This window comes from Anaerobiospirillum sp. NML120448 (assembly GCF_023050945.1).
Taxonomy (GTDB): Bacteria; Pseudomonadota; Gammaproteobacteria; order Enterobacterales; family Succinivibrionaceae; genus Anaerobiospirillum.
The window spans coordinates 1-24,994 of record NZ_JALKIM010000004.1 but is presented as its reverse complement, the minus strand read 5'-3'; the positions used below and the strand labels follow the sequence as shown (position 1 = coordinate 24,994).

The 24,994-nt window shown below is 38.9% G+C and carries 14 protein-coding genes; 3 read left to right on the top strand and 11 right to left on the bottom strand.

All coding sequences use genetic code 11. From position 1 onward, the window contains the following. Positions 1-31: 31 nt before the first annotated feature. Both MXE38_RS01415 and mfd read right to left on the bottom strand, forming a co-directional pair. The gene (locus MXE38_RS01415; protein WP_246910344.1) at positions 32-1,105 is read right to left on the bottom strand and encodes an ISAs1 family transposase; all 1,074 of its coding nucleotides are present in this window, start codon (positions 1,103-1,105) and stop codon (positions 32-34) included. A gap of 192 nt (positions 1,106-1,297) precedes the next feature. Continuing rightward, the gene (mfd, locus tag MXE38_RS01410) at positions 1,298-4,903 is read right to left on the bottom strand and encodes a transcription-repair coupling factor (protein WP_246910342.1); all 3,606 of its coding nucleotides are present in this window, start codon (positions 4,901-4,903) and stop codon (positions 1,298-1,300) included. Between the two features lie 382 nt (positions 4,904-5,285). On the opposite strand from mfd, the gene MXE38_RS01405 reads away from it, so the two are divergent. Both MXE38_RS01405 and MXE38_RS01400 read left to right on the top strand, forming a co-directional pair. Further along, the gene (locus MXE38_RS01405; protein WP_348647348.1) at positions 5,286-6,740 is read left to right on the top strand and encodes a DUF6056 family protein; all 1,455 of its coding nucleotides are present in this window, start codon (positions 5,286-5,288) and stop codon (positions 6,738-6,740) included. Between the two features lie 25 nt (positions 6,741-6,765). Next, positions 6,766-7,953, top strand: coding sequence for an iron-containing alcohol dehydrogenase (locus MXE38_RS01400; RefSeq protein ID WP_246910336.1), 1,188 nt, complete (start codon positions 6,766-6,768; stop codon positions 7,951-7,953). A 262-nt stretch (positions 7,954-8,215) separates the two neighbouring features. On the opposite strand, the gene MXE38_RS01395 is transcribed toward MXE38_RS01400, so the two are convergent. Continuing rightward, positions 8,216-9,055 carry a CatB-related O-acetyltransferase gene (locus MXE38_RS01395; protein WP_246910333.1) on the bottom strand — a complete coding sequence of 280 codons (840 nt, stop codon included), beginning with the start codon at positions 9,053-9,055 and terminating at the stop codon, positions 8,216-8,218. Positions 9,056-9,595: 540 nt separating this feature from the next. Here MXE38_RS01395 and MXE38_RS01390 point away from each other — a divergent pair. Beyond that, positions 9,596-10,006 (top strand): tetratricopeptide repeat protein, encoded by a 411-nt coding sequence (locus tag MXE38_RS01390; protein WP_246910330.1) that lies wholly within the window; start codon positions 9,596-9,598, stop codon positions 10,004-10,006. A gap of 101 nt (positions 10,007-10,107) precedes the next feature. On the opposite strand, the gene MXE38_RS01385 is transcribed toward MXE38_RS01390, so the two are convergent. From MXE38_RS01385 to MXE38_RS01350, 8 genes are all read right to left on the bottom strand, one after another. Continuing rightward, positions 10,108-12,423, bottom strand: coding sequence for an EAL domain-containing protein (locus MXE38_RS01385; protein ID WP_246910328.1), 2,316 nt, complete (start codon positions 12,421-12,423; stop codon positions 10,108-10,110). Positions 12,424-13,241: 818 nt separating this feature from the next. Further along, positions 13,242-15,731 (bottom strand): AI-2E family transporter, encoded by a 2,490-nt coding sequence (locus tag MXE38_RS01380; protein WP_281503125.1) that lies wholly within the window; start codon positions 15,729-15,731, stop codon positions 13,242-13,244. A 629-nt stretch (positions 15,732-16,360) separates the two neighbouring features. Continuing rightward, on the bottom strand, positions 16,361-17,728 hold the full coding sequence (purB, locus tag MXE38_RS01375; protein WP_246910324.1) for an adenylosuccinate lyase: 1,368 nt from the start codon (positions 17,726-17,728) through the stop codon (positions 16,361-16,363). A gap of 143 nt (positions 17,729-17,871) precedes the next feature. Further along, positions 17,872-18,534, bottom strand: coding sequence for a DUF489 family protein (locus tag MXE38_RS01370; protein WP_246910322.1), 663 nt, complete (start codon positions 18,532-18,534; stop codon positions 17,872-17,874). 37 nt (positions 18,535-18,571) lie between these two features. After that, entirely contained in the window at positions 18,572-19,762 is a 1,191-nt protein-coding gene (gene mnmA / locus MXE38_RS01365; RefSeq protein WP_246910320.1) for a tRNA 2-thiouridine(34) synthase MnmA, read from the bottom strand. 6 nt (positions 19,763-19,768) lie between these two features. Continuing rightward, the gene (locus MXE38_RS01360; protein ID WP_246910318.1) at positions 19,769-20,233 is read right to left on the bottom strand and encodes an NUDIX domain-containing protein; all 465 of its coding nucleotides are present in this window, start codon (positions 20,231-20,233) and stop codon (positions 19,769-19,771) included. A gap of 455 nt (positions 20,234-20,688) precedes the next feature. Continuing rightward, entirely contained in the window at positions 20,689-21,942 is a 1,254-nt protein-coding gene (gene icd, locus MXE38_RS01355; protein WP_246910316.1) for an NADP-dependent isocitrate dehydrogenase, read from the bottom strand. Between the two features lie 338 nt (positions 21,943-22,280). After that, positions 22,281-24,062, bottom strand: coding sequence for a hypothetical protein (locus MXE38_RS01350; RefSeq protein ID WP_246910313.1), 1,782 nt, complete (start codon positions 24,060-24,062; stop codon positions 22,281-22,283). Positions 24,063-24,994: the final 932 nt, after the last annotated feature.

Genomic DNA, 24,994 nt, shown 5'->3' with positions numbered 1-24,994 from the left:
TTGAGGTCAGGCGTATCAAGGTTAACCGCAATTAACTTTCATTAGCCTTACTGTTAAACAGCTGCATTAAAAACTTATCTGAGTTGGATAAAACAAAAGCTCTTATTTTTACTGACGAACTATTGTCTTTACCAAAGTCTACAGTACGTACTAAGTTCATACAAAATTTTAGTAGTCTTGAGAAGGTGGCAGCTGCTTGTTTGGTTTGCTGTGCTTTATCGTCATAAAAGGTGAAATCAAGTTGCCAATGACAATCATTTTGTTTAGAACCATGCTCATTTAACAAATGTAAGTAATGCTTGGCTTCAAAGCTTGAGTTAACTAAATAGTAATGAGTATCTTCGACAACTTCTTTCTTTTTCTCATAGCTCTTGGTAGTTGACACCTTAAGGATTTGCTTTAGTCCAGCCCATTCGTCTTTGGTCGTAACCACTCTTTTATTGACCTTAAAGGCTTCAACAGCACAAGCATTAGTTTGCCCGTTAGCAGTATGAGTGTTTTTATAGAAAGAAATTGGCTCATATTTTTCACATAACTCTTGAGCCTCATTGATTATAGGTTCTTGATTTTCGGTTAAGGCTAGCAGATAGTGTCCTTTTTTCTGGTGAACGGCCTTTGCTATAGCTGTTGCTGTTGTACCCATATCATCAATAAAAACTTCTGCCTTTTTAAGATCCAGGCTATCAAGTAATTGTGGTAGCTCAATAATGTTATTGTCAGACTTTAATTGGCCTAATGAAATTTTCAAGTTGGAGTACCAAGCAACAACAGAATTTAATGTTTCATTGCTCTTGGTATTAAGCTGTTCTTCCTGAGATTTTTCAATTATATCCTTTGCCAAAGCAACAAAGATTTTGTCTAGCTCTTGCGTTGGTAGCAAACGAGCTAATAGATAGTAGGTTTCAGGAGATGGTATGTCTTTGTTAAAAGGCATAAATTCTTGTATAAGAGGCAACTTTATTTCAGCAAAGCTAGAAATTTCTTGCCAAGATCTAGCTCCTGCTAAGATAGCGATAAAGGCACTGAATACAATTTGAGCAACAGAGAACTGGTCAGCGCTATCTATTTTAGGAGCGTTAAGTTCACGAGTGATTGTAATAAGCATTAAACATTTCCTTTCTAGCTTAGAAAACAAAGATAGAATGTCTACATTAATAGACAATATTCAATTATTGATATTAGCTATAGTATCTGCAAAAAATCACTGGGCAAAGATAAAGGCCAGATACTGGCAAAAGCAGTGCCTGACCTTTGGGGGCTCACGCTAAAGTTTTAGCGTGAGCTTAAAGATGGTGGCTTAGTTGGTGGATTGGGCCTCGTCCTCGGCTTTTAAGGTGCTGTGGGCATAGAGGGCATTAAGGATCATTTTTAAGATCTTAAGGCGTGAAGCTTTTGGACTCTCTGGTAGGTTATAGCGCAAAGCATTTTCACGGCTAATGCGATATTCATTATGTTTAGATTTAGTGACCAACATAATGATGTAGCTTGGGTCTACCTTATGGTGCTGTTCAAATTCAATTAAAGCACCTTTTTCATCGCCTCTAATTTTGCTAATGCCCAAGCGTCCTGCTAAGCGCTTGAGACGTGAGAGCTCAAAAAGATTTTCTGCCTCTAATGGTAAAGAACCAAAGCGATCGATAAGCTCAATCTTAAGATCACTAAAGCTCTCCTCGTTCATACAAGAGGCAATACGCTTGTATAAGGATAAACGAGTGTTGATATCTCTAATATAGGTTGATGGTAGTAGAGCAGGGAGATGTAAGTCAATCTCGCACTCATTTAAGGTAAGCTCACTTAAGCTTGGTTCACGACCTTCTTTTAAGGCGTTCACGGCTGCATTGAGCATATCCATATATAAAGAAAAACCAACAGACTCAATTTGACCTGACTGGTCTTCACCTAAGAGCTCACCAGCACCACGAATTTCTAAGTCATGAGACGCAAGTACAAAACCTGCACCTAACTCACCAATGCTCTCAATAGCCTCTAAGCGTAACTTAGCCTCTTTAGATAAGTACTCCTTAGGAGGGGTAAAGAGATAGGCATAAGCTTGATGGTGAGAGCGGCCTACACGACCTCTAATTTGGTGAAGCTGGGCTAAACCTAAGAGGTCGGCTCTATCAATAATCATAGTGTTGGCTGTAGGAATATCTAAGCCATTTTCAATAATGGTAGAGCAGAGCAATACATTAAAGCGCTGACGATAAAAGTCTTGCATTACTCTTTGTAAATGACGCTCATTCATTTGACCATGTGCTATTTCAATTTTAGCCTCAGGTACAATTTTGCTTAAGTGCTCAGCTTTGAGCTCCATAGTGGCTACATCATTGTGTAGGTAATATACCTGACCGCCACGACGCAGCTCACGCATAATAGCCTCACGGCAGAGATCATCTGTTTCTTGATAAATAAAGGTTTTAACAGCTAATCTGTGCTCAGGAGGGGTAGCAATAATAGAAAGCTCTCGCATGCCCTCCATAGCCATGTTTAACGTACGTGGAATAGGAGTAGCTGTGAGCGTGAGTAAATCTACATCAGCTCGCATAGCCTTGAGCTTTTCTTTTTGTTTAACACCAAAGCGGTGCTCCTCATCAATAATAAGGAGGCCTAAATTTTTAAACTTAACCTTGCTAGATAAGAGACTGTGGGTACCAATAATAATATCCACTTTACCCTCACTTAAAAGCTTGAGGGTATTATTTTGCTCTTTAACACTTCTAAAGCGGCTTAAGAGGTCAACATTAATTGCAGTAGGGGCAAAGCGCTCTTTAAAGTTCTGATAGTGCTGCTCAGCTAAAATGGTAGTAGGAGCAAGTACTGCTACTTGCTTACCATTCATAGCCGCAACAAAAGCAGCTCTTAGTGCCACCTCAGTTTTACCAAAACCTACATCACCACAGACCAAACGATCCATAGCAGTAGGCTTTTTCATATCCTCTAAAGTTTGCTCAATAGCTTTTTGTTGGTCTTCTGTTTCCTCATAAGGGAAGCTAGAGGTGAACTCCTCAAGGGCGTGTTCATCTATCTTAAAGGCAAAGCCAGAGCGCAACTCTCTTTGGGCATAAATGTCTAGTAGCTCAGCTGCTACGTCTGAAACTTTTTGAGCAGCCTTAGCTTTTTTCTTATTCCAAGCATCGCTACCTAATTTAGAGAGAGTAGGGTTTTCCTCACCTGAATAACGAGCTACCTTATTTAAGGAGGTAATAGGTATAGAAAGCATGTCTCCATTTAAGTATTCAATGGTTAAATACTCGCCTTCAACTCCGTTAATTACCTCAGTTTTTAAGCCACGATAGCGTCCAATACCATGGTCAATATGTACCACGATTTGACCTTCGGTAAGTTCAGCTAAGTTTTTGATAATGGTATCTTGATCCAGGGCTCCTGAGCGGCTATTTCTCTTGCGCTGTCTTACTACTTTAAATCCTAAAAGTTCAGTTTCAGTAAGTAGGGCGACTGGGGTTTTAAGTGCGGTGCTGGCAAGTTGCTGCTCCTCTTTTAAGGCGCTATGTTGTTCATTAAGATAAGTAAGGGCATAGCTCTTATCAAAGATTACTCCTTGGTCAAAAGGAGCAATAGTCATCATAATAGGGTCTTTACTTTGTAAAAACTCATTGATGTTGGAGGCAGCGGTTAAACCATACTTCTTAATTAAAGAAGCTGGAATAAGATCTTTTAAGCTTTGTCTACGACCTTCAGATAGCGCACTCATTAAGATGCGGCCATGTTGTTGGCCACAAAATTCCTCCACAAAATCAATAAGATTTTGGGCGCTGTTTTTATTGTGATGGTCAAAAGCAATATTGTGTACTGCAGCGCAAGGAGCATTCAAGCAAGCATTACTATTAAGCTCAGAGAGCTTTGCTTGATCTAAGATATCGGATCTTAAAGTAATGCAGTTTTTATCCTGTAGCGACTGATGTACCTCCTCAGGGGTTAAGAACACTTGCTCTACAGGTAGTGGCATGCGATCTTTATTGCCTCTAAGACTATTGGCTCTTTGATGTAAGTAATGGCTATAGTCAGTTACAGCTTTACTAAAGTCTCCTATAAGAGCAAAAGAGCATTTAGAGCTTAAATAATCAAAGAAAGTGTTAGTTTCCTTAAAGAACAGAGGCAGATAATATTCAATACCAGCAGGTATGGTGCGTTGAGAAATGGACTTATAAACCAAATGAGAGGCAACATTTACTTTATCAAAAGCATTACGATAATTGCTTCTAAATAAAGAGATGGACTCTGAGTCTAAAGGAAATTCATTAGCGCATAGCAAGTTTACGCCTTCTATTTTGCGTACGGAACGTTGGCTTTGGATGTCAAAGATAGAAATACTATCAACATCATCATCCATAAACTCAATACGTAATGGCTCATCAAGACCCATTGGGAAAACATCAAGAATATAGCCACGTACGGCAAACTCGCCATGGGATAGCACTTGCTCAACCTGTAAATAGCCTTGATCGGCTAAAGTTAAACAAAAATTGGTTAGATCTCTATTATCGCCTGTATGAATAGCAAAAGAGCTTTGACCTACATAGCTTACAGGAGCAAGTCTTTGCATAATGGCATTAACAGAGGTAAGAATAATGCCATTAGTAAAGTTTGGTGCTTGTGCTAAAAAGTTTAAGCGTGAGGAAATAATGTCCTGATGAGGAGAAAGTTGATCATAAGGTAAGGTTTCATAATCACGAAAGATCAACAATGGTTCTTGGTGACATAAATAACCTAGCTCTTGCTCTAAGCGAATAACAGTTTGGCTGTCAGAGCAAATTATCACTAAAGGATTTTTAGTTTGCGCTTTGATAGCACTTAGTTCTAAGGCAAGGGCACTACCAACAAGATTACTAAGCACTATATTTTGGGTGCTAAGAGCTCCCATGAGTAGTTGCGATTGATCCATAACTTCTAAACCTCACCTTGTAATAAAAAATAATTTCAGGATAAGCCTCACCTAAGCAAGTTTTCATTAGACTCTTTACTCTTAACCTTAGAGCCTCCAAAAGACTCTGCTCAAAGCTAAGTTAAGAGTGTAATTATCTAAGGGCAATAGCATTGTAGTGGCAAATTATAGTAAAGATCTAGCTAATTTATTAGTTGTAATGATAACCAAGTTTATAGTTTGAGCAGGGGCTGGGTTAGTATTATTCTCACTATTTTTAGTGGTAACTACTGAATTTGTGCTAAGTTAGCTTTGTTAAGCTATACGGGCATATAGATTGCAGGCAAGGGATTTTAGAGCAAGTTAGGCTAGGCTCTTAGGTTAATGTTCCTAACAAAGCATTATGGACAGTAGCATGAAAATAAGCACTCGCAGTTATTGTTATTTATTATTTTGGTTTGGCCTCATTGCATTGGGCTCAAATTTAACCCCATATTTTGCAAATGATTACCGCTACTTCTTAGTTCAAGGAACTCAAGATTTTGTAGGCTCATTTGGTGATATTTTAGTATCTCAATATCGCCACTATTTTGAGTGGGGCGGGCGCTCTGTAGCTCATGTTATTGCTCAGACATTATTATGGTGGGGTAAGCCTGCATCTGCTGTAGCTCAAGCATTATGCTACGTCACGCTAATTTTATTTATTTACTATAACGCTTATGGTATTAAGCCTACCTTGCGCTTACGCCTCATGCCTATTTTCATTATCTCTTTATTGCTCTTTATGCAGTTAAGAGCTTATGGTGAGGTAGTGTTTAATATTGTCAGCTCAGCCAATTATTTGTGGACAACCACTATAGTACTAATCTTTTTGTTGCCTTATCGCATTTCTATGGAGCGTGATCTGGAAACTCATATCTTAGTACTACTTCCTATGATGTTTATCTTAGGTGTGCTAGCTGGTTGGTCTAATGAAAACACCGCAGCAGCTGTAGCTACTGGCCTGGGCTTGTATTTGCTTTTTAATTTAAGAATGCACCGTTTAAAGCTGTGGCAATGTGTGGGCTATACAGGCTTTTTAATTGGTTTTGCTTTGTTAATCTTTGCTCCTGGCAATCAAGCACGCTTAGACAGTATGGAGGAGAAAGGCTTTGATGCTTTAGAGCATACCATTAGTTCGGTTGATATTTTCTTTGAAAGCTTATTAGCCTGTTTTGTATTAGTGATTATGGCTGTTTATTTACGCTTTAAAGTGCGCTCAGCCATGCTCCAATACTCTTTGCCATCTTTATATCATGGCAGTATGTGGTTCATTTATACAGGTGTCTTTGCTTTATTTTTAATGATCTTTTCACCTAATTTTCCAGCTCGCTCAGCCACTCCTTTTACTATTTTTATGATCGTAGGTGTGATTGGTCTAGCTAAGGTTGCACTAGAGCGTTTTGATAATTTATTGCCTCCAAAAATTAGTAAAGCATTGTTAATTCTTGGCACTCTCTTTATGGTTAGCGCCATGATTAATGCTATCTACTGCACCATTATTTTAAATAATGATCAAAAGGCTCGAGATGCTGAGATTTTGTCCCAGATTGAGGCTGGCAAAACTCATATTGTAGTTAGCCCAATGCATGCATATACCTACAAGTATGTTTATGTTGCTGATGTGCGTGCTAATCCTGACTATTGGACTAATAAGATTTTAGCGTCTTTCTTAGGGGTAGAAAGCATTACTCGTAAGTGTGACTATCCAAATAGAGCCGTATCCAAGGACTTTATGCCTTATAGTGGTCGTTATTACGATAGCGAGTGTGTGATTAAGGTAAATCAAACCCCTGATGTTGCTAAGGCGCAAAAATAGATTTGCTTTGTAAGTGAGGAATGTCATGGATAATTTTAACTTTCATAAGCCTACTGCCTATTATTTTGGTGCAGGTAGAGAAAATGAAGTAGGCTCAATTGTCAAAAACCTTAAGGTAAATAAAGTATTTGTTATTTATGGTGGAGGCTCTTGTGTCCGCTCTGGCTTATTGCAGAGAGTTGAAAAGTCTTTAGCCCAAGAGGGTATTGAGTTTGTAAGTAAAGGTGGTGTCGAGCCTAATCCTCGTGCTGATCTGGTCTATGAAATGATTGATTATGGCCGAGAGCAGCAGGTTGATTTTGTCTTAGCTGTAGGTGGTGGTTCAGTAATAGATACTGCTAAAGCTGTAGCCATAGGCATTTTAGATAATGGTGATTTCTTTGATTTCTTCTTACAAAAGAGAGCACCTACTAAGGCCTTAGGTATTGGTGTAGTTCTTACTATTCCAGCAGCTGGCTCTGAGGGCTCTAATAGTGCTGTAATTCAAAAGGAAGTAGACGGTAATGTTCTTAAGTGTGGTCTTTCCCATGCCTTTAATGTACCTGTCTTTTCTATTTTGAATCCTGAGCTTACTAAGACCTTGCCTGCTTATCAAACCGCTTGTGGTGTGGTTGATATGATGGCCCATGTTATGGAGCGTTACTTTACTAATACTCCAGAGGTCTCTATCACTGATAGAACTTGTGAAGCTGTCTTGTGTTCTATTGTAGAAACTGCTCCACGTGTAATTCATGATCCTAATAACTACGAAGCTCGTGCCAATATTATGTGGGCAGGAACTTTAGCCCATAATGATATTTGCGGTGTAGGACGTGAACAGGATTGGGCTACTCATGCTTTAGAGCATCAATTAAGCGCTCTTTATGATGTGGCACATGGTGCTGGTTTAGCGGTGATGTTCCCAGCCTGGATGGAATACACTATGGCTCATAATCCAATGCGTTTTGCTCAATTTGCCTCACGTGTTTTTGGTGTGAGCATGGATTTTGAAGATCCTAAGCGTACTGCCAAAGCTGGTATTGTCGCACTAAGAAGCTTCTTTAAATCCTTAGGCATGCCACTTAATTTTGAACAAATTGGCGCTAGCATTGATGATATTCCTAAGCTCTTAAAGCTGCTTTACCTTTCTAAAAAGTCTGTAGGTAATTTTGTCCATCTTACCCCAGAAGATTGTGAAGCAATTTATAAGATTGCAGCTACTTACAAAGACTAACTAGTTTTACCTTTATTTTGCCCAAGGCAGAGATTCCAAAGTGATATCTCTGCCTTTTGTTTTTTAGCAGATAGTAGACTGCTAAAAGTACCAATTTGCTTAGCCATCCTGCCCAAGCCCAAGCCCAAGCCAACAAAGTAGGCTTAGGCTTATGCCTAGGCTTAGGCTGCTCGCATTACACCCATATTGCTAAGGCATGACGAAGCTGTGATAGAACAGTGCCAGCCTAATTAAACAGGCTTACTTATAGACAAGTTCTCAATTAAGGCTCGTCAGGCAAATCGATATGGGTAAAGTCCATAAACATATCTTTTTGACCTGGGATAAGCTTAATCTTATTTTCAGAAAGAATAGTTAATAATTTCCAGTCATCTGGAATGATAGGGAAGGCGCTCAGGTCTTCGTTCTTAAAGAACTTAATAAAGTCCTCTATCTTGGTATAAGGAACTTTAACGCCCGCAGCTAGCATCTTTAGTAGATCATAATCCCACCAGTTAATTTCCAGCAAATCAGCAATTACCTCATCCTTAAAGCGGTATTTAAGCTCATTAGGTTTTAGCTTTTGGTTGTTAGTGCTGGTTTGAATAATGGCATATGGAGGCACATCTTTAGTAATTACGGCATTAGTGCCAATCACAGCACCGTGTCCAATATTAACTGAGGCAGGGATTTTTACGTGCGCACCAATCCAGACATCATTGCCTATAGTTGGCTCTGCTGATAATGACCCTTGATGCTCGAGAGCATAAGGAAAGACATCAGGTAGCTTACCTACATAGCGCTCAAAATTGCATCCTGTAAAGATAGCCGTTGAACTAGTAGCATATTTGTAATTGTGAAAAGGCATGCCTATGTCTACGTGATTGCCAATAGAGCAGTAGCGACCAATCTTAGTAGTACGAATGGTAGCATCATTATTAATGTAGGAATAAGCGTCCATCTGTACTCTGGTCAAAATGCAATTACTAAAAATCTCAACTGGGCCATTAAAAAGAAAATTGCGGTTAATAGCAGTTTGTGAATTAATCATAAGGCCATGATTGGCTAACTGATTACAAACATAGGGAGCTAATTTGGTTAAGCCAGCAATTTGCACTTTCATGAATACAAGACCAAGTTATCTAAATTTGAGGAGCTTCTTAATGTGCATGGCTTGTTTATTTTTGACCAAAAGAAACTATTCTACTTACTAAGGCTATAGCTGCTTGCAGCTATCATCTTTGCTAAGCTTTAGTTGATGGTGCAAGAGCATGGGGTGTAAGAGAATTATTTAAAGCAATTTGATGGGGATTACTTCAATAGAGAAGGCGGAAAATAAGGCCTTTTCCATAGATACATAACAAGCGTACATATAAGAAATAATTGTGTAGTATAATTCTAGCGTAAAAAAAAAAATAGTCAATATTATTGGTTGTAAAAACAACAAAAAGGCTTGCGAGCTTGCTAAAGAGAGGAAGGGGTTTTACAGTTCTTGGCTTGGCTTGATGATTGGGGGAATGGATGGGCGATGGCGGCTGGAAATTTATGAGAGGACAAAGGAAAGTGTGATGTAGTTTATAGACCTAGGATAGAGCTAACAGATAAAATTATCATACTTTTATAAAGCCTTTATTTATGGCTACGATCTATAAGGAGTCTTAATATGTTTCAACATGCTTTTGGCTTGCCAAAAACTTTAGTTTTAGCTGTTGCTGCCTGTGCGCTAATGTCTACGTCTTTTAGTACTGTAGCTGCTCCGCAACGTATTCCTAAGGATGTATTGAGTCTTGAAAGCAAATGTAATGGCGGCGATGTAGATAGTTGCTTAAAGGTAGGCTACATTTTCTTAAAAGGAGAGAAGGTTAGAGTAAATCTAGATCGTGCTGCTAAATGGTTTACTAAGGGCTGTGATCTTAAATCTGGTGTTGCTTGCGAGCAAGCTGTAGGCGCTTATACTAAAAAGGGTGATAAGGCTAATGGCCCTAAGATTATTGAGCTTGTCCAAAAAGCTTGTGATCTTGATATGAAAGGTAGTTGTACCTTTATTGAAGAAAATCCCAATCTCTTTAAATAAGCAGTAACTTTAAAACAAAACAAATAGCCTCTGACACCTACTAAACCCCATGAGGCTTAGTAGGTGGTATCAGAGGCTGTTTTCTTTTTGTTAACTAAAGCTTACTTAGCATCAGGGCTATCTTTGGATGGCTCTGACTTATCCTCTAAAGGAGTGCCTGGGAACATATACTTCTTGTCAAAAGCGTCAACAGGAATTGGGCGGTCGTAGTAATAGCCTTGGGCCAGGTCACAATCGATGCTCTTTAAGAACTCAACATCTTCGTGACGCTCTACACCTTCAACTACAGTACGAATACCAAGTTCCTTGGCTAATTTAGAGAGTACTCGTAAGATCATGTGATTCTTCTTAATCTGCTCAGGATCTTCGGCTAATAAGAACTCACGATCAAACTTAATTTCATCAATGTCCAGGCCAGCAACAATATTAAGGGAGCTATAGCCAGAACCAAAGTCGTCCAAGGCAATAGAGAGGCCAAGGCTCTTAAGCTCATTAATACGGTTGTTCAGCTCGTTAACATTATGGGTGGCTAAATCTTCTAATACTTCAATTACTAAGTATTTAGGCGGAATTTGATATTTATCAATAATGGCCTTTAACTTAGCGGTATAGCCCTTTTGGAAAATTAAAAGTTTAGTCTGGTTAATGGAATAGTAAATTGGTTCAATACCATTATCCATATAGTAACGAATATGAGCACAAGCCTTATCAAACATATAAAGGTCAAGCTCAGTACAGAAGCCATTTTGCTCAAATAAAGGAATAAAGTCGTTTGGATATACTATGACATCACTATCAGAAATCCAGCGAACTAAGGCTTCGGCAGCATAGACCTTTCCTGTAGCTAAATCGATCTTTGGCTGTAAGAATAGTTTGAACTCTTCCTTAATTAAAGCATCTCTCATACTCTTTTCAATACTATGTAAGAAAGCTTCTTTCTTATAAGCATTCTCATCATAGAAGCGTACGGCGTGGGTATAGGTCTTAGTAATCTGCTTTTTAGCAAATTCAGCACGGCTAACAATCTTATCTGGAGTTAAGTCTGGATAAGTAAAGGCCACACCAGCGTACATAACAATAGGAATAGTAGAAACTTCTACATTAATTCTGCTGACGCATAAATTCATAATACGACGAATTTCAGCATCAATTTCTTTTTGCTCTCTGAGACGTAAGATCATAAAGAATTGATCTAGCTCGTGGTGGCAGAACATTAAGATACTATCTTGCTCTTTTAAAGTATTAGCAATAATACGTAGTAACTCATCAGTCTGGAGTTCGCCTAACATGTCCTCAATATAGTTAAAGTCATGAATGTTAAGAGATACTACAGAGTAAGTGCTGTCTGTATTAGTACGATAGTCGATATTTCTAAACTCTAATAAGAACTTTTGGTAGTTATAAGCATCGGTCACTGGGTCGTAGTGAGCAATTAAGAGCTGAGTCTTATAGCTGCTCTTCATGCTGATAAAGAGGTAAACAGCAATGAAGGCACATAAAGTGAAGATCACACACAAGCTTACTATCAATATGATAATGGACTTAAAGTAAGGACTTTCACTAAACTCATTATTGCTTAAGGTGCCAATATACCAATCAGAAAAACCTAAAGGAGTTAAGGTAATTAAATAACTCTTGTTATAAAGCTGGGTCTCAATTTGGATACTATTGGTGGAAACTAGACCAACTTTAATTTGCTCATGAGTAATCTCATCAAAACCAGTAAAGTCATTAATCGATTTTAAATCGTTAGGAATAATGGAGTTAACACCAGTTGAGAAGATAAAACCAGAGGAATTACATAAAAAGGTATCCATTCCTTGGTTAACCATAGAGAGCTGTTGTAAAGCTGTATCAAAAGAACGCTGACCTACAGCTCCAGAGAGGGCTCCAATTACATTGCCAGAGGTAGCATGAACTGGAGATGCATAGGTGATCATTTCCTGACCAATGGTAGGGGAGTAGTAAGGGGCAGATACAGCACTTTGTCCCAGCCAAGCAGAGGAAATGGCAACTTTTACTTGAGGTGGTAAATTCTTATAGTGAGAATCAGTACGAGCGCCACTAATAGAAACCTGCTCACAGGAACCATCAAGATTCCAGAATCCTACTACATCAAAAGGAATATTATCAGTTCCTACAGCACTATAGGTCTTAGTAATGTCATCACTTTTGGAGGTAAACATAGCGAGAGTACGCAAGGCTCTCATTTCACCTTGGGCTTTTCTCTTAATGGTAATGGCATACTCATTAATAGTTGTTTCAACCTCAGCATTATTAGTTGAGGTATATACATAAGAAACTACTTTAACTGTAGAAAAAGCAAATAAGGACAGCAATATTAGGCTGATAAGCGAAATAGCTGTTACTTTTCGCAAGCCTTGCTTGAGCTTAATTTCACTAATATAACTGACCATAAAAAATCCTTATTGCAAACTAATGCAATTTTTCCTAAATCCAATGCTACAGACAATACAGACGACTAATACCAGGCTCAAGCATAGTACCTTGATAATAAAAATGATGTTTGTAGAAGCTAACAACTAACATCAAAGTTTGCTTTTGTCTTGTAAATAAAAGCAAGCCAATAGCTCAATTAAGACCAATTGTTTAGCTATGAGGTTGTGGTAAACAAAAGCAAAAAATAAAATTCTTATACAAAAACGGCAAGCAATTTAATAATAAACATACAACGTCTAAAATTTTGTAAGGAAAATACTAACATACTAAATTATAGCTAGAGAGCAACAAAAGATATGTGACCAGAGCTAAAAAAAGTGAAGCTAGATCCAAATATTAAGGCTAAAACTAAAGACTGATAGTCACATAAATAAGCCAATCTTATCTATGAAAAATTAAAACTATAGTGACAACAAAATTTTAAAATTAAGTGCAATAAAAAGCAACTCTATGCACTACATGTAAGATTGCCTCTATGTCTAACGGCCATTAATCATAGCAAATTTAGTCAAGATTAGGCTCTATCTCATTTTTAGTAGCCTAATTAATGAAATTACGCTTGTTTACAGCGTTGAGCCGTTTGGTTCTTATTAATTGCCATGAGGTCTATGGTGGTGTTCGGTAGTGCTTGTTGAGCTTTGTTGCTGTTGCAGTGGCTGATGCTGCTGCTGTTGCGGTTGGTGCTGGTGGTGGTGGTAGTAGTAATCAAAACTAAAAAGCCAGAGTCCTTCGTTTGGGAAGGCTCTGGCTTTTGTTTTAACTTGCTAGCAAGCTTTTAGTGATATGGACGACGCTTTGATGGGCGACGACGTGGCGGTTGAGCCACCACTGTGCCTTTAGCAGTATGCATGGATACCAATTGGGTCTTAAGACCTGAGCTGCGGCTCTTATTAAGATCAAAGTTACCATATTGGTGTGATACCACAGTACGAATAACAGGTTCTTGGGCTACAGCAGAGCTACGCTCAGAGCGCATGGTTTGGTAGCCTAAGTTATCACGACGTGATTTATGGCTATCATGGCTCTTACGAGTACGACTTGCCTTACTATTGCTCTTGTTACGTTCATAACTTGAGCTTCTGTCATTCTTTTTGTTGTGGCGATCGCTAGCCTTAGCGTGAGCTCTATCTTTGCGGCTATTGTGCTCGCTACGCTCGTTGCGCTCAGGGCGGTCTTTGCGCTCATTACGCTCGCTACGTTCGTTACGCTCGCTACGTTCGTTACGCTCACTCTTCTCGCTTCTATCGTTACGATGAGCTTTATCTTTACGATCTTTACGATTAGAGCGTGCATTACGTGCATGGTGCTCAGTTTTCTGCTCTTTGCTGCCCTTATCTTGAGTCTTAGAACTTAATACAGGCTCATTACTGACCTCATTTGAGCTGTGCTCTGGGGCATTTGCTTGAGCCTTGGTTGCCTCATCTGAGCTTGGGCGGGCGCTTGATGATAAATCATTAGCCTGAACAAAAGGAATTGGCTTTTGTTCAAGATCCATCTTACTAAAGCTGCGCTTTTTAGCTAATTGTTGCTTGGTATTAGCAGTTAGGTAGTCATCTTTAAATAACTCACTGCCACCAAATGCCATATTGCCATCTAAGTCATCAAACTTATCAAAAGAGTTGATCGCTTGAGATACAGCACGGGCTACCATATTTTTACCAGGGGCATCATCAGAAAGATGGTTATTGTCTGGAATATGGTTAAAGTTTAATAAAGAGCGCTCAGCTAAGTTAATTGGTTCTCTTTTAGGAACACTAAGAGTCTTTTTAGCTAATTCTCTTTCATTAGCCTCTTGTTCCTCTTGAACTCTTAATTTAGCAGCCTGACGCTTTTGTTGCTTAATCTCAGCCTTGCTAGTCTTAAAGTCAGCCTTGTTCTTAGCTGTATTTTTAGTGCTAGTAATAGCTTTGTCGCTAGCCTTGTTATTAGCCTTAGCTTGTGCATTGGCACTGGTATTGGTTGCAGTGCTTGCTAAGGCGCTGCTTTCAGCGCTAGCAGCACTAGTGCTAGTGCTGGCACTGGTGCTGGCACTGGTGCTGGCTTTGGAAGCAGGTGAGCTTTGCTTGCCTGATAAGAGCTCTTGCTTGTTTTGGTGCTTGATTTGAGCACGGTTTTTGAGCTGCTTGCTCTTAATGGTAGCTTGGGCAATAAATTCTTCTTGAGATTTATGCTTAGCCTTAATGCTTGATTGTGGATCAAAGGTACGAGCACGCTTGGCTTTTGCATCTTGGAGGCTTAAGTCATCACCAATAATGTATTGCTTAATGAACATTTCCAAGAACAATAAGAACATGGCCACTAAGAGAGGGCCAAAAATTAAACCCATAAAACCAAATAAAGGTAGACCTGCAATCACACCAAAAATAGTAATTAATGGGTGAGTATTAGCCATGCGCTTTTGCATAAACATGCGCAATACATTGTCACACTGGGAAATGACAATCACGCCATATAAAGCTACATAAATACTAGCAGCTGTGCCTTGCTCAAAATATTGAACAATAGCTAAAGGTATCCACACTAACATAGAGCCTACAATTGGAATCATGGAGGCAAAACCAGTTAGTGCACCAAATTCAATTGGATTATTAACGCCGCAAATCCAATAACCTACAGCAGCAACACCACCTTGAATCATGGCTAATAAAGGAATACCAATAGCATTAGAGCGTACGATGGTGCTTACTTTATTAATAATAGTGTGCTTGTTGTTATCAGAAAAAGGTAAGCAACGGGCAATAGCAATCTCCATCTTTACTCCACCTGCAAGCAAGAAGAATAAGATTAAGATAGTAGTAAAGAGATTGATAGCAGCGTTATTGATACCAGCCATTAAAGAGTTAACAAAGGCTGTTCCTTTGGCAGTAATAAAGGCTACTGATTTTTCAGAAACAATCTGTAAATTGGTAGTTCTTTCCAGATAGCGAATAGTATCAGTAAAGCGCTTGATAATTACTTGTACGTCAAAGTTGACGCTTTGTACCAAATCAATGAGATACCATAAGAAAATAGATAATGGTATCAGTACAAAAATAGTAACAGCTATAGTAATAATCCATGGAGCTATGGATGGAGAGAAGCGGGTAGAGAGTAATAGATTAACCCTTCTTAATAAGATATAGAGAGTGATAGCACCCAAAGTACCGTTTAAAAAAGGCAATGCTTGATAGAAAAGCAAGCTACCCATAATGAGAATTAGACCCACAAGGATCCACTCAAAATAACGTTCGCGTGTCTGGCTCAAAATTGGCCTCGGTAATTTCATCTATAGTGATTACAAATGAGCATACATTAAGACAAAGAGAGCTTAAAAAGTAAGGTCGCCTGGGTATTAAGTTAAGTCAGGTACGCTTACTTGGTATTTAAGCATTATTAATAAGTCAGTGCTCAAGTTGCATTAAATCTATAGGGTCGTGATTACCTGACTATAGAGGCTATTGAGATGATCTTTGTATTGTAAAAGACTAAAGCACCAAGGATAGTTCTTAGTACTTTGTTGCCTTGTCTATTAAGTCTTAAGTAATAGGCATAATTGTTTACACTAGAGTTAAGCATCATTACTAGGAACAAACAATATAAGCTAAATAAGACTATGGTACCTACATACACAAGTTAGTGTTGTTATGTACGGCTTTTATCAAGCGCAGGGCGCAAGAAACAATTAAAGCTTGATGCTCGAGAAGAGCACGAATATGGTTTTTGTCTTAAAGATGCAACCAAGCTAGAGATCTTTGTGGTTTAAAATCCCTAGATTGGATACACCAAAGCAAAAGGGCTAAAAAGCCCTCATGATAACTTAAGTAGGGCATAGTAGTTAATCAAAACTTCCTATGCCCTACGAGCTTATGCTCTATTTTAAGAGCCAAGCTTAAAAGCTATTAGCTAAAAGATCTCTTATAAAGTGGCAGTGATCTTATCGGCAATACCAATATAGGTCTCAGGAGTTAACTTACGTAAGTTCTCCTTAGCCTCCTCAGGGATCTCTAAGGTGTCAATAAAGGTAAGCATAGTTTCCTTGTTTACCTCACGACCACGAGTTAGTTCCTTTAACTTCTCATATGGGTTGGCAATGCCATAACGACGCATTACAGTCTGGTATGGCTCAGCTAAAACTTCCCAGTTGTGGTTAAGCTCGTCACGTACGTGAGCTTCGTTAGCTTGTAACTTAGAAATGCCCTTTAAGGTGCTCTTCCAAGCTAAGATTGAGTAACCGCAAGCAACACCTAAGTTACGTAACACTGTAGAGTCAGTTAAATCACGTTGGAAACGGGATACTGGGAGCTTGTTAGCTAAGTGAGCAAAGATAGCATTGGCTAAGCCTAAGTTACCCTCTGAGTTTTCAAAGTCAATTGGGTTAACCTTGTGTGGCATAGTAGAAGAGCCAATCTCACCAGCAATAGTCTTTTGAGTGAAGGTGCCGTAAGAAATGTAGCCCCAAATATCACGGTCAAAATCTAAAACGATGGTGTTAAAACGCTCGATAGCGTTGAAAAGCTCAGCAATATAGTCGTGTGGCTCGATCTGAGTGGTGAAAGGATTCCAAGTTAAGCCTAAGGACTCTTCAAAGTTCTTAGCTAAAGATGGCCAATCTACCTCTGGGTAGGCGCTATAGTGAGCATTGTAGTTGCCTACAGCACCATTGATCTTGCCTAAAATTTCAACCTCAGCAATTTGCTTACGTTGACGGCGTAAACGATAAGCTACGTTAGCCATTTCCTTACCTAAGGTGGTAGGGGAAGCTGGCTGACCGTGAGTGCGAGCTAAGAGTGGTAGGTTAACGTACTCATGTGCAAGACGAGTGATCTCTTCAATTAACTTATCGCATAAAGGTAAGATTACCTCTTCACGAGCAGTCTTAAGCATTAAAGCGTGAGAGTTGTTGTTAATGTCCTCAGAAGTACATGCAAAGTGGATAAACTCCTTAACCTTAGCAATTTCTTCATTGGTAGAGGTCTTGTCCTTTAAGAAGTACTCAACTGCCTTAACATCATGATTGGTAACTGCCTCACGACGCTTGATATCCTCAGCATCTTCAATAGAGAAGTTTTCAATAATGTTGTCAATAAAAGCTATAGCCTCAGCAGAGAACTCTGGAACCTCTTTAATTTGTGGGCAAGCTGCTAACATCTTGAGCCAAGTGAGTTCTACTTGTACTCTAAAGCGCATCAAGCCATATTCAGAGAAAATGGCACGTAACTCTTGAACCTTTGATTCATAGCGACCATCAAGTGGTGAAATCGCAGTGATAGGCGATAATTGCATAACTTAACCTCAAAAAAAGAAGTAACATTTAGTTAACTAAGTGCACAGGATGCGCTCATATTTCTTAGCTTATAAAGCTAAAAACTTAAAAGCTAAAAGCCACAACCAAGGTGGCTTATTAGTTATAAGAAAATCTTTGGATATTACTTATTATTATCATTAATAACTTGGCGGGCACACTCAATAATATCCTTATAACGGAACATCAAGGAGTAGCGCTTGCCGCCTACTTGGTGCCAAAGCAAGCTAGCACGAATACCAGATAATAATAAAGCACGAATCATTTCTTGAAGCTCAGTACGGCGTAAGTAGCTTTCTTCGCCATAAATAATGAGCTTAGGGAAATTAGGGCTAATTAAAGCACTATAAATTTTGGAATAAAGCTTGATAACATCATAGTCCATAAGGATGTTTTCAGAGGCTTTTTCATAATCAGGGTGTAAAGTTAAAACATTCTCTCTTAGAACATCAACTTCACGATCTAATTGTTGAAAAATTGGCTCTTGCTTTTCTAAAGTACCAGCTAAACCAATAATGCTAAAAGCTACTTTAATAAGTTCAGCATTCTTTGGCTGAGCTGCCTCTTTAGGGTATAAAGAGGTCAGTAATTGATTTAAGCCAGGGATAATGGTTTTAGGATCATAAATTTCCTCAATAGTTTGAGGATTGGTGATCACTAAAGCACGCATTAAAGGTGCAATTGCTTTTTCGTCAACAGCTCCAAAACGTGCAATGCGTTGGATTTGAGCAGCTGACTGGAACAGTGCTGCAAGAGCAATAGTTTCAAAGTAAGTTACACTGGCCATACAATCCTTTCCAAATTATTAATGCGTATTAGCTAAATTAATCTTTAATGGGAGCTTCAATAATGGCTCCACCTAAACAATCTTGTCCATTATAAAAGACTACAGATTGGCCTGGGGCTACAGCAGAAACTGGCTCATCAAAAGTTACTTTCAGCATGGAGCGTACATTTACTCCATCTAAAGCGTGATCGACACGCTCTAAAGTACATTTAACATCAGGCTGACGATAGCGTACCTTACAAGTACATTTTAATGGAGTAGGTGGCATACCAATGATCCAAGTATCATTGCTGGCCCATAAACCATTAGAAAAGAGTGCTTTGTGGTTATGTCCTTGAGCAACGATTAGAGCATTACGGCTCATATCTTTGTCAACTACATACCATGCCTCACCAGTACCATCAGCGCTGCCGCCAATATGCAGACCCTTTCTTTGTCCGATAGTGCAATACATAAGGCCAGGGTGTTCACCTACTACTTTATTGTCTGTAGAAATAATAGGGCCTGGTGTTGAAGCATCTGGAAGGTACTGATGTAAAAATTGACCAAAACGCTTTTCGCCAATAAAGCAAATACCTGTACTATCCTTCTTTCTAGCGGTTACTAAGCCACGCTCTTGAGCCATTTGTCTGACTAAAGGCTTTTCGATATGACCTACAGGGAATAAGACTTTGTGTAGCTTATTAGGGCCTATGGCATGTAAAAAGTAGCTTTGATCTTTATTCTTATCAAGGCCTCTTAATAAGTGAGCAGGGCCATCGATACCATGGTCAAAACTACGTAAGCAATAGTGACCTGTAGCAATAAAATCAGCATTTAAATCCTCTAGAGCATAGTCTAAAAAGGCTTTAAACTTGATTTCTTTATTACATAAGATATCAGGGTTAGGAGTGCGTCCTGCACGGTACTCACTTAAAAAGTTTTCAAAAACTCGATCCCAATATTCGGCAGCAAAGTTAATGGTTTTAAGCTCAATACCTAAAGTATCACAGACTTGCTGAGCATCTTGTCTATCTTGAGCAGCTGAGCAATAGCTATCGGTATCATCCTCTTCCCAGTTTTTCATAAAGAGGGCAGTAACTTTCATGCCTGCTTCTTTTAATAAAGCAGCTGATAGTGAGGAGTCTACGCCACCTGAAACACCAACAACTACATGCTTGCCTTGCAATTGCTCATAAGGGATAGCACTTTTAAATTCGTGATCAGGGCTAAATAGGGTATCAGACATAAGTTTTTAAGAACGTACAGTAGTAATAAATGAAAGAGGAACTTGTTGACCGTTAAAGTAGTCCTCATAATTTGGGCCAATGAGGCGGGTACGCCACATTTTTTTACCCTCAAAGATTTCCTCTTTAGTCATCCACTTAATAGCTACGATATCACCATCAGGATCGCTAATTTTAACTTGGTTAGGATCTTGATCCTTTAAATGAGCCTTGAAAGTGAAGCGTAAAATGGTTTCGTAGTCTTTTACGTAATCATAAACGCCTACTAAATAATCAAGCTCAACTGGGCAGCCGCATTCTTCTAAACCTTCACGCAATGCTGCTTCAATAATGCTTTCTTTGGCCTCTACGTGACCAGCTACAGTACCAAAACATAACTCACCAGTTTCTTGGTACTCTTCAACCATTAAAAAACGACCTTCATGCTCAATAATTAGAGCTACAGTAAGGTGTGGTTTAAAACGCTCAGCCATATCAGCCTCTAATGTTTAAATAGAAAAATCTCTGCTCTGCTTAAGTAGCTAAAGTAGAGCAAAAAGCTTAACAAATTGCAGATTTTAACAAAGATAAGCTATTTTTTGTAGTGCCATGACAACTGGAGCAAAAATATGCACTATGCCTGTAAATTTAGCCCCAAACACTCTTAAGGTAAAATTAAGCTCCAACCTGATAAAACCCAAATAAGAGCCATGATAGTGTGTATAGTCAAAGCATTGCCATGATTAGGCCATGCAAATGGAATGTTTATGGTCACGCCTAAGATAATGCCTTTGGGCATTTGCTAAGGCCAGGTTCTTTTGTATGGCTCTTAGGCATAGCCTTGGTATGCCTGGACGTAGCAGGTGTGATTGAAAATAAAAAGCCTACTTTTGGTCGTAAGACCAAAGAGTAGGCTTGGTAAGTTAAATTGTTGCTAAGAGCTAAAAACTTACATGTGGGCAATAATAGCCTGACCAAACTGCTCAGAGGATAGAGCCTTAGCGCCTGGCATATGGGTAGCAAAGTCAGAGGTTACTTGCCCTGCACTAATAGCACCTTCCATACCCTTGATAATGAGATCAGCAGCCTCATTCCAACCTAAATGACGGAGCATGAGCTCAGCTGAGAGAATAATGGAGCCTGGGTTGGCAATGCCCTTACCTGCAATAGTAGGTGCGGTGCCGTGGGTAGCCTCGAAAATAGCAGCTTGAGAGCCAATATTAGCGCCTGGGGCAATACCAATACCACCAACAATAGCAGCTAAGGCATCAGAGATATAGTCGCCATTGAGATTCATAGCAGCTACTACATCGTAATCAGCTGGGTAGAGTAGGATGTTTTGTAAGAAGGCATCAGCAATCACATCCTTAATAACAATTTGGCGGCCAGTATTTGGATTCTTGAAAGATACTACACCCTTGTCATCAGTAGTAGCACCAAATTCATTTTGAGCAAGCTCATAGCCCCACTTCTTGAAGCCACCTTCGGTAAACTTCATAATATTGCCCTTGTGGACAATGGTTACGCTCTTGCGATCGTGGTCGATAGCATAGTTAATAGCAGCTCTGATAAGACGCTCAGTACCTGGCTTACTCATTGGCTTAATACCAATACCACAATGCTCAGTAAAGCGTAACTTCTTAACGCCCATAGAGTTTTGTAAGAAGTCAATTACTTGCTTGGCACCCTCGCTATCTGCCTCCCACTCAATACCAGCATAAATATCTTCAGCATTCTCACGGAAGATAATAGTATCGGTAAGCTCAGGCTGCTTAACAGGGCTTGGAGTACCCTTAAAATAGCGAACTGGACGTAAGCAGATATAGAGATCTAAGCCCTGGCGCATGGCTACGTTTAAAGAGCGAATGCCGCCGCCTACTGGAGTAGTAAGAGGGCCTTTAATGGCTACGTGATAGTCTTTAATGAACTCCATGGTCTCATCTGGTAAGTAAACAAACTCACCATAAACCTCACAGGAGCGACCACCTGCATAAATTTCCATCCAGGAAATTTGTTTTTGATTGTCATAGGCCTTGGCTACAGCAGCGTTAACCACTTCGTGCATTACAGGGGTAATGTCAGCACCAATGCCATCACCACGAATAAATGGAATAATAGGGTTATTTGGCACTTGAAGCTTACCAGTGATATCAATTGTAATCTTCTCACCCTGTGGAACTACTACTTTACTAACAAAGCTCATGATCAATCCTCTAAAGATTAAATCTTGGACAATACTTAATAAGAACTAAATGGCCTCTTATTAAGAAAACAAACAACTAAATATCGTACCCTAAATAAGACTAAGAGCAGTGCAAAAAAGTATTAAAAGCTAGTTTACAACCACAAATTGCACCAATAACTTGCAAATAACTAAAGCCTTTCACGCCATAGCACTAAAAATGTGCGCAGTCTAGGCATTAAAGTCCTGTAGTACTAAGGGCAGTAAGCCATAATATTGCTGTAGCAGTTTTCGCTATTTTTAAGGTTTTGGGGCTGTAAAATAAAATACCCTTATCTTTGTTAGATAAGGGTATGTAATTAATAAGGATCTTCTTCGACTTGACTAAAGTCTATAGGTGGAGGTAATTCGTTAAATTGATCACCTTGTCTTTGTCGCTCTAAGATTTCTTGACGGCGCTCTTCTTGACGACGTTTATTCTCTGCCTCTTGAGCTTGTCTAATAGCCTTTTCTTTATCAATCTTTGCTTGTAGCTCTTTTTGACTTTGAGCCTTACCTGCTTGTGATAATGGGTCATTGGCTCTTAGATTGTTAGGTGCTAAGTTTGGAGTATCTTTTGGTATCTGTGGATGCTCATTGAGGTTAACATCACCATCAGCACTATAGTGGTCGTATGAAAGACTAGGGCCTTTAGCCTCATAAAGTTGGCTACGTACAGTGCTATCTGCATTGACCTGATTACCAAATGATAAACCACCTTCTCTAATAGCATTTTGATTTAATGCACTAGTTCCTAAAGCATCTGCACTATTAGGATTAGCCGCTGGATTAAAGTCACTACCTTGATAGTTTTGGGCAGGTGAAAATCTATAAGCTTGCTCAATAGTGCTAGAAGCAGAGCCATCAATATTAACGGCAGCCTGTAATTGATCTGGGTTGTTTATGGCAGCTTGTTTATTGGCGCTATTAGCTAGATTATCTTGAGCGTCATATTCTGGATTAAGATTGCCTGTACCCATAAAGGTCTTAGCTTTATTTAAATAAGCTACCAATGGCTTGCTATTGTGGTGATCTACTAAGCGTAGTAAGAGCTCTTTAACTTCATTATCATCAGGGGTAATTTCTTTGTTAAGGTTACAAATATCCTTACACTTCATCTTGGTGCAAGTAGGATTTTGATAGGAATCACTACAAACTACGTTCTTGTAGGCATCTATTACTGGAAGAGCCTCAATAACATTCTTAAGTGCACCCTCAACATTGATATCAATTTCACGATTGAGATCCATAACGTGATCAAGCACATCCACAGGAATGGCGGACTGAATAGAGTTATTTTGTTGATCTACATAATTGCCAATAATGCTGCCATCAGTTTGTCCTGTAAAGTTATAACCATAGTTAGTGTTAGTAGCTCTATTGGTTAAGCGATAGGACATTGATAAGGAGCGATAAGGGGTATGAATGAGATCGTGAATAAAGTGCACGAAATTACCATAGTCCTTAATGTTAAGAACGTATTTGGAGTTTTTAGAAGTCTCTTTTTGATAAGTAATAAGCTTAACCTTATCAACTGTTTGCATACCCACTAATAAGTCGTTATCAACACGGCTTTGGGTAATGAGAATACCACTACTTTGATAGCGATTAGACTTGCCATAAAAATAGATAGTACGAGAGTCAATTTTGGTGTTTTTGGTGTAATAAGCTGTGGTCAAATCATTGTTGTCGGAATTAAAGTTAGCCAACATTTCAAAGACGATACGTCCTGATGTAATGATATAGACACGACCAAAGCCATCAGCTTGATCGTTTTTGCAGCTACCTTCCCAAAAGACCATAGAGTTAGAAGATAAAATTGGATCTAAAAGATCAGAGCTTAAATCGCACTTTTCACTCTTATTAGCTGGTTGTTTAACTTGCTTTAAAGAGTTGTAATTATTGTTGTAATTAGATGCGATTTGGGCATGCTGAGTTAAAAGCTCAAGCTCATAGTTGAGGTTTGGATTATTCTTAACTCTATCTTCTTCAGTACTAGAAAAAGTTTCATTATCTTGAGCAAAAACTAATGGGGAGCTTAAAGCTAGTAAAGGTACTAAGCTTAAAGCTAATAAAGTGCGCTTAATGGAGTTTTTAGACACGAATAAAGAGCTCGGATGGTTAGCACTATCCAAAGCACCTTTAGCTCTTGTAACAAGGTTTTTGCATATACCTTGTATCAAATGGGTGTCTAAATACATAATTAATAAGCTCAGGTGGCCCCTGATCTCTCCATCAGCAAAACCGCTATTATCTCTATAAATAAATTAACAACTATTAATACTTTTGAGTGTGCTTATTTTAAGTGATCTTTGCAAGATATTAAAGCAACCTTGCACCACTATGCAAAAATCTAGCCGACAAGATAAGTATTATTAGAAACGATGTATTGACTATAGAATAAATCCTATCAATTAGGATAAAAATAGCAAATACGTAAATATTCACAATTTTAAATAAGATTCTGGTATGTAATATTACCGACATCAAATTTCAGTCATATGGTGCAATTACCTAGATTATGCCATCACAAGGCCAATTTATAAAAGCTAAATATCTCAAGTAAAGAGCTTACCCGTATCGCCTACTGATATGGTTTAGGCCATTGGCTTTGCCATTGCTCTTGCCTATGCCTTTGACCTTGTCTTTGACCATGCCTGTGCTCTTGCTCAGGCTAGAGCCAGTGATTGCCAGGGTAATGGCTGGCAATAGCTGACGACATTTATTGTGAGCAGTTTAGTCAGGCAACTATGATGGGAAAAGAGAACAAAGCTTGTCTTAGGAGGGGCAAAGCGTCCATACATATTTACTCAAGATAGAAAGGTACTAAGAGTAAGAGTTCTAGGTGCATTGAGGCTATGGCGCTAATGGAGTTAGAGTTGGAGTGGATGTGGGGTGGAGTGATTTTTACCTGAACTCTGCAATTATAGCATTACAAAAGTAACCTAAAGACTAACTATTTATATACTTCAATATTAGTGATATTTTTTTTAAATTTTGTAAAATATCACTTGTTTTAGTTGAAAAATATGGT

Excerpts from the sequence above, each read along its gene's own strand:
- MXE38_RS01415 (WP_246910344.1), bottom strand. The coding sequence starts at position 1,105 with ATGCTTATTACAATCACTCGTGAACTTAACGCTCCTAAAATAGATAGC.
- mfd (WP_246910342.1), bottom strand. The coding sequence starts at position 4,903 with ATGGATCAATCGCAACTACTCATGGGAGCTCTTAGCACCCAAAATATA.
- MXE38_RS01405 (WP_348647348.1), top strand. The coding sequence starts at position 5,286 with ATGGACAGTAGCATGAAAATAAGCACTCGCAGTTATTGTTATTTATTA.
- MXE38_RS01400 (WP_246910336.1), top strand. The coding sequence starts at position 6,766 with ATGGATAATTTTAACTTTCATAAGCCTACTGCCTATTATTTTGGTGCA.
- MXE38_RS01395 (WP_246910333.1), bottom strand. The coding sequence starts at position 9,055 with ATGAAAGTGCAAATTGCTGGCTTAACCAAATTAGCTCCCTATGTTTGT.
- MXE38_RS01390 (WP_246910330.1), top strand. The coding sequence starts at position 9,596 with ATGTTTCAACATGCTTTTGGCTTGCCAAAAACTTTAGTTTTAGCTGTT.
- MXE38_RS01385 (WP_246910328.1), bottom strand. The coding sequence starts at position 12,423 with ATGGTCAGTTATATTAGTGAAATTAAGCTCAAGCAAGGCTTGCGAAAA.
- MXE38_RS01380 (WP_281503125.1), bottom strand. The coding sequence starts at position 15,731 with ATGAAATTACCGAGGCCAATTTTGAGCCAGACACGCGAACGTTATTTT.
- purB (WP_246910324.1), bottom strand. The coding sequence starts at position 17,728 with ATGCAATTATCGCCTATCACTGCGATTTCACCACTTGATGGTCGCTAT.
- MXE38_RS01370 (WP_246910322.1), bottom strand. The coding sequence starts at position 18,534 with ATGGCCAGTGTAACTTACTTTGAAACTATTGCTCTTGCAGCACTGTTC.
- mnmA (WP_246910320.1), bottom strand. The coding sequence starts at position 19,762 with ATGTCTGATACCCTATTTAGCCCTGATCACGAATTTAAAAGTGCTATC.
- MXE38_RS01360 (WP_246910318.1), bottom strand. The coding sequence starts at position 20,233 with ATGGCTGAGCGTTTTAAACCACACCTTACTGTAGCTCTAATTATTGAG.
- icd (WP_246910316.1), bottom strand. The coding sequence starts at position 21,942 with ATGAGCTTTGTTAGTAAAGTAGTAGTTCCACAGGGTGAGAAGATTACA.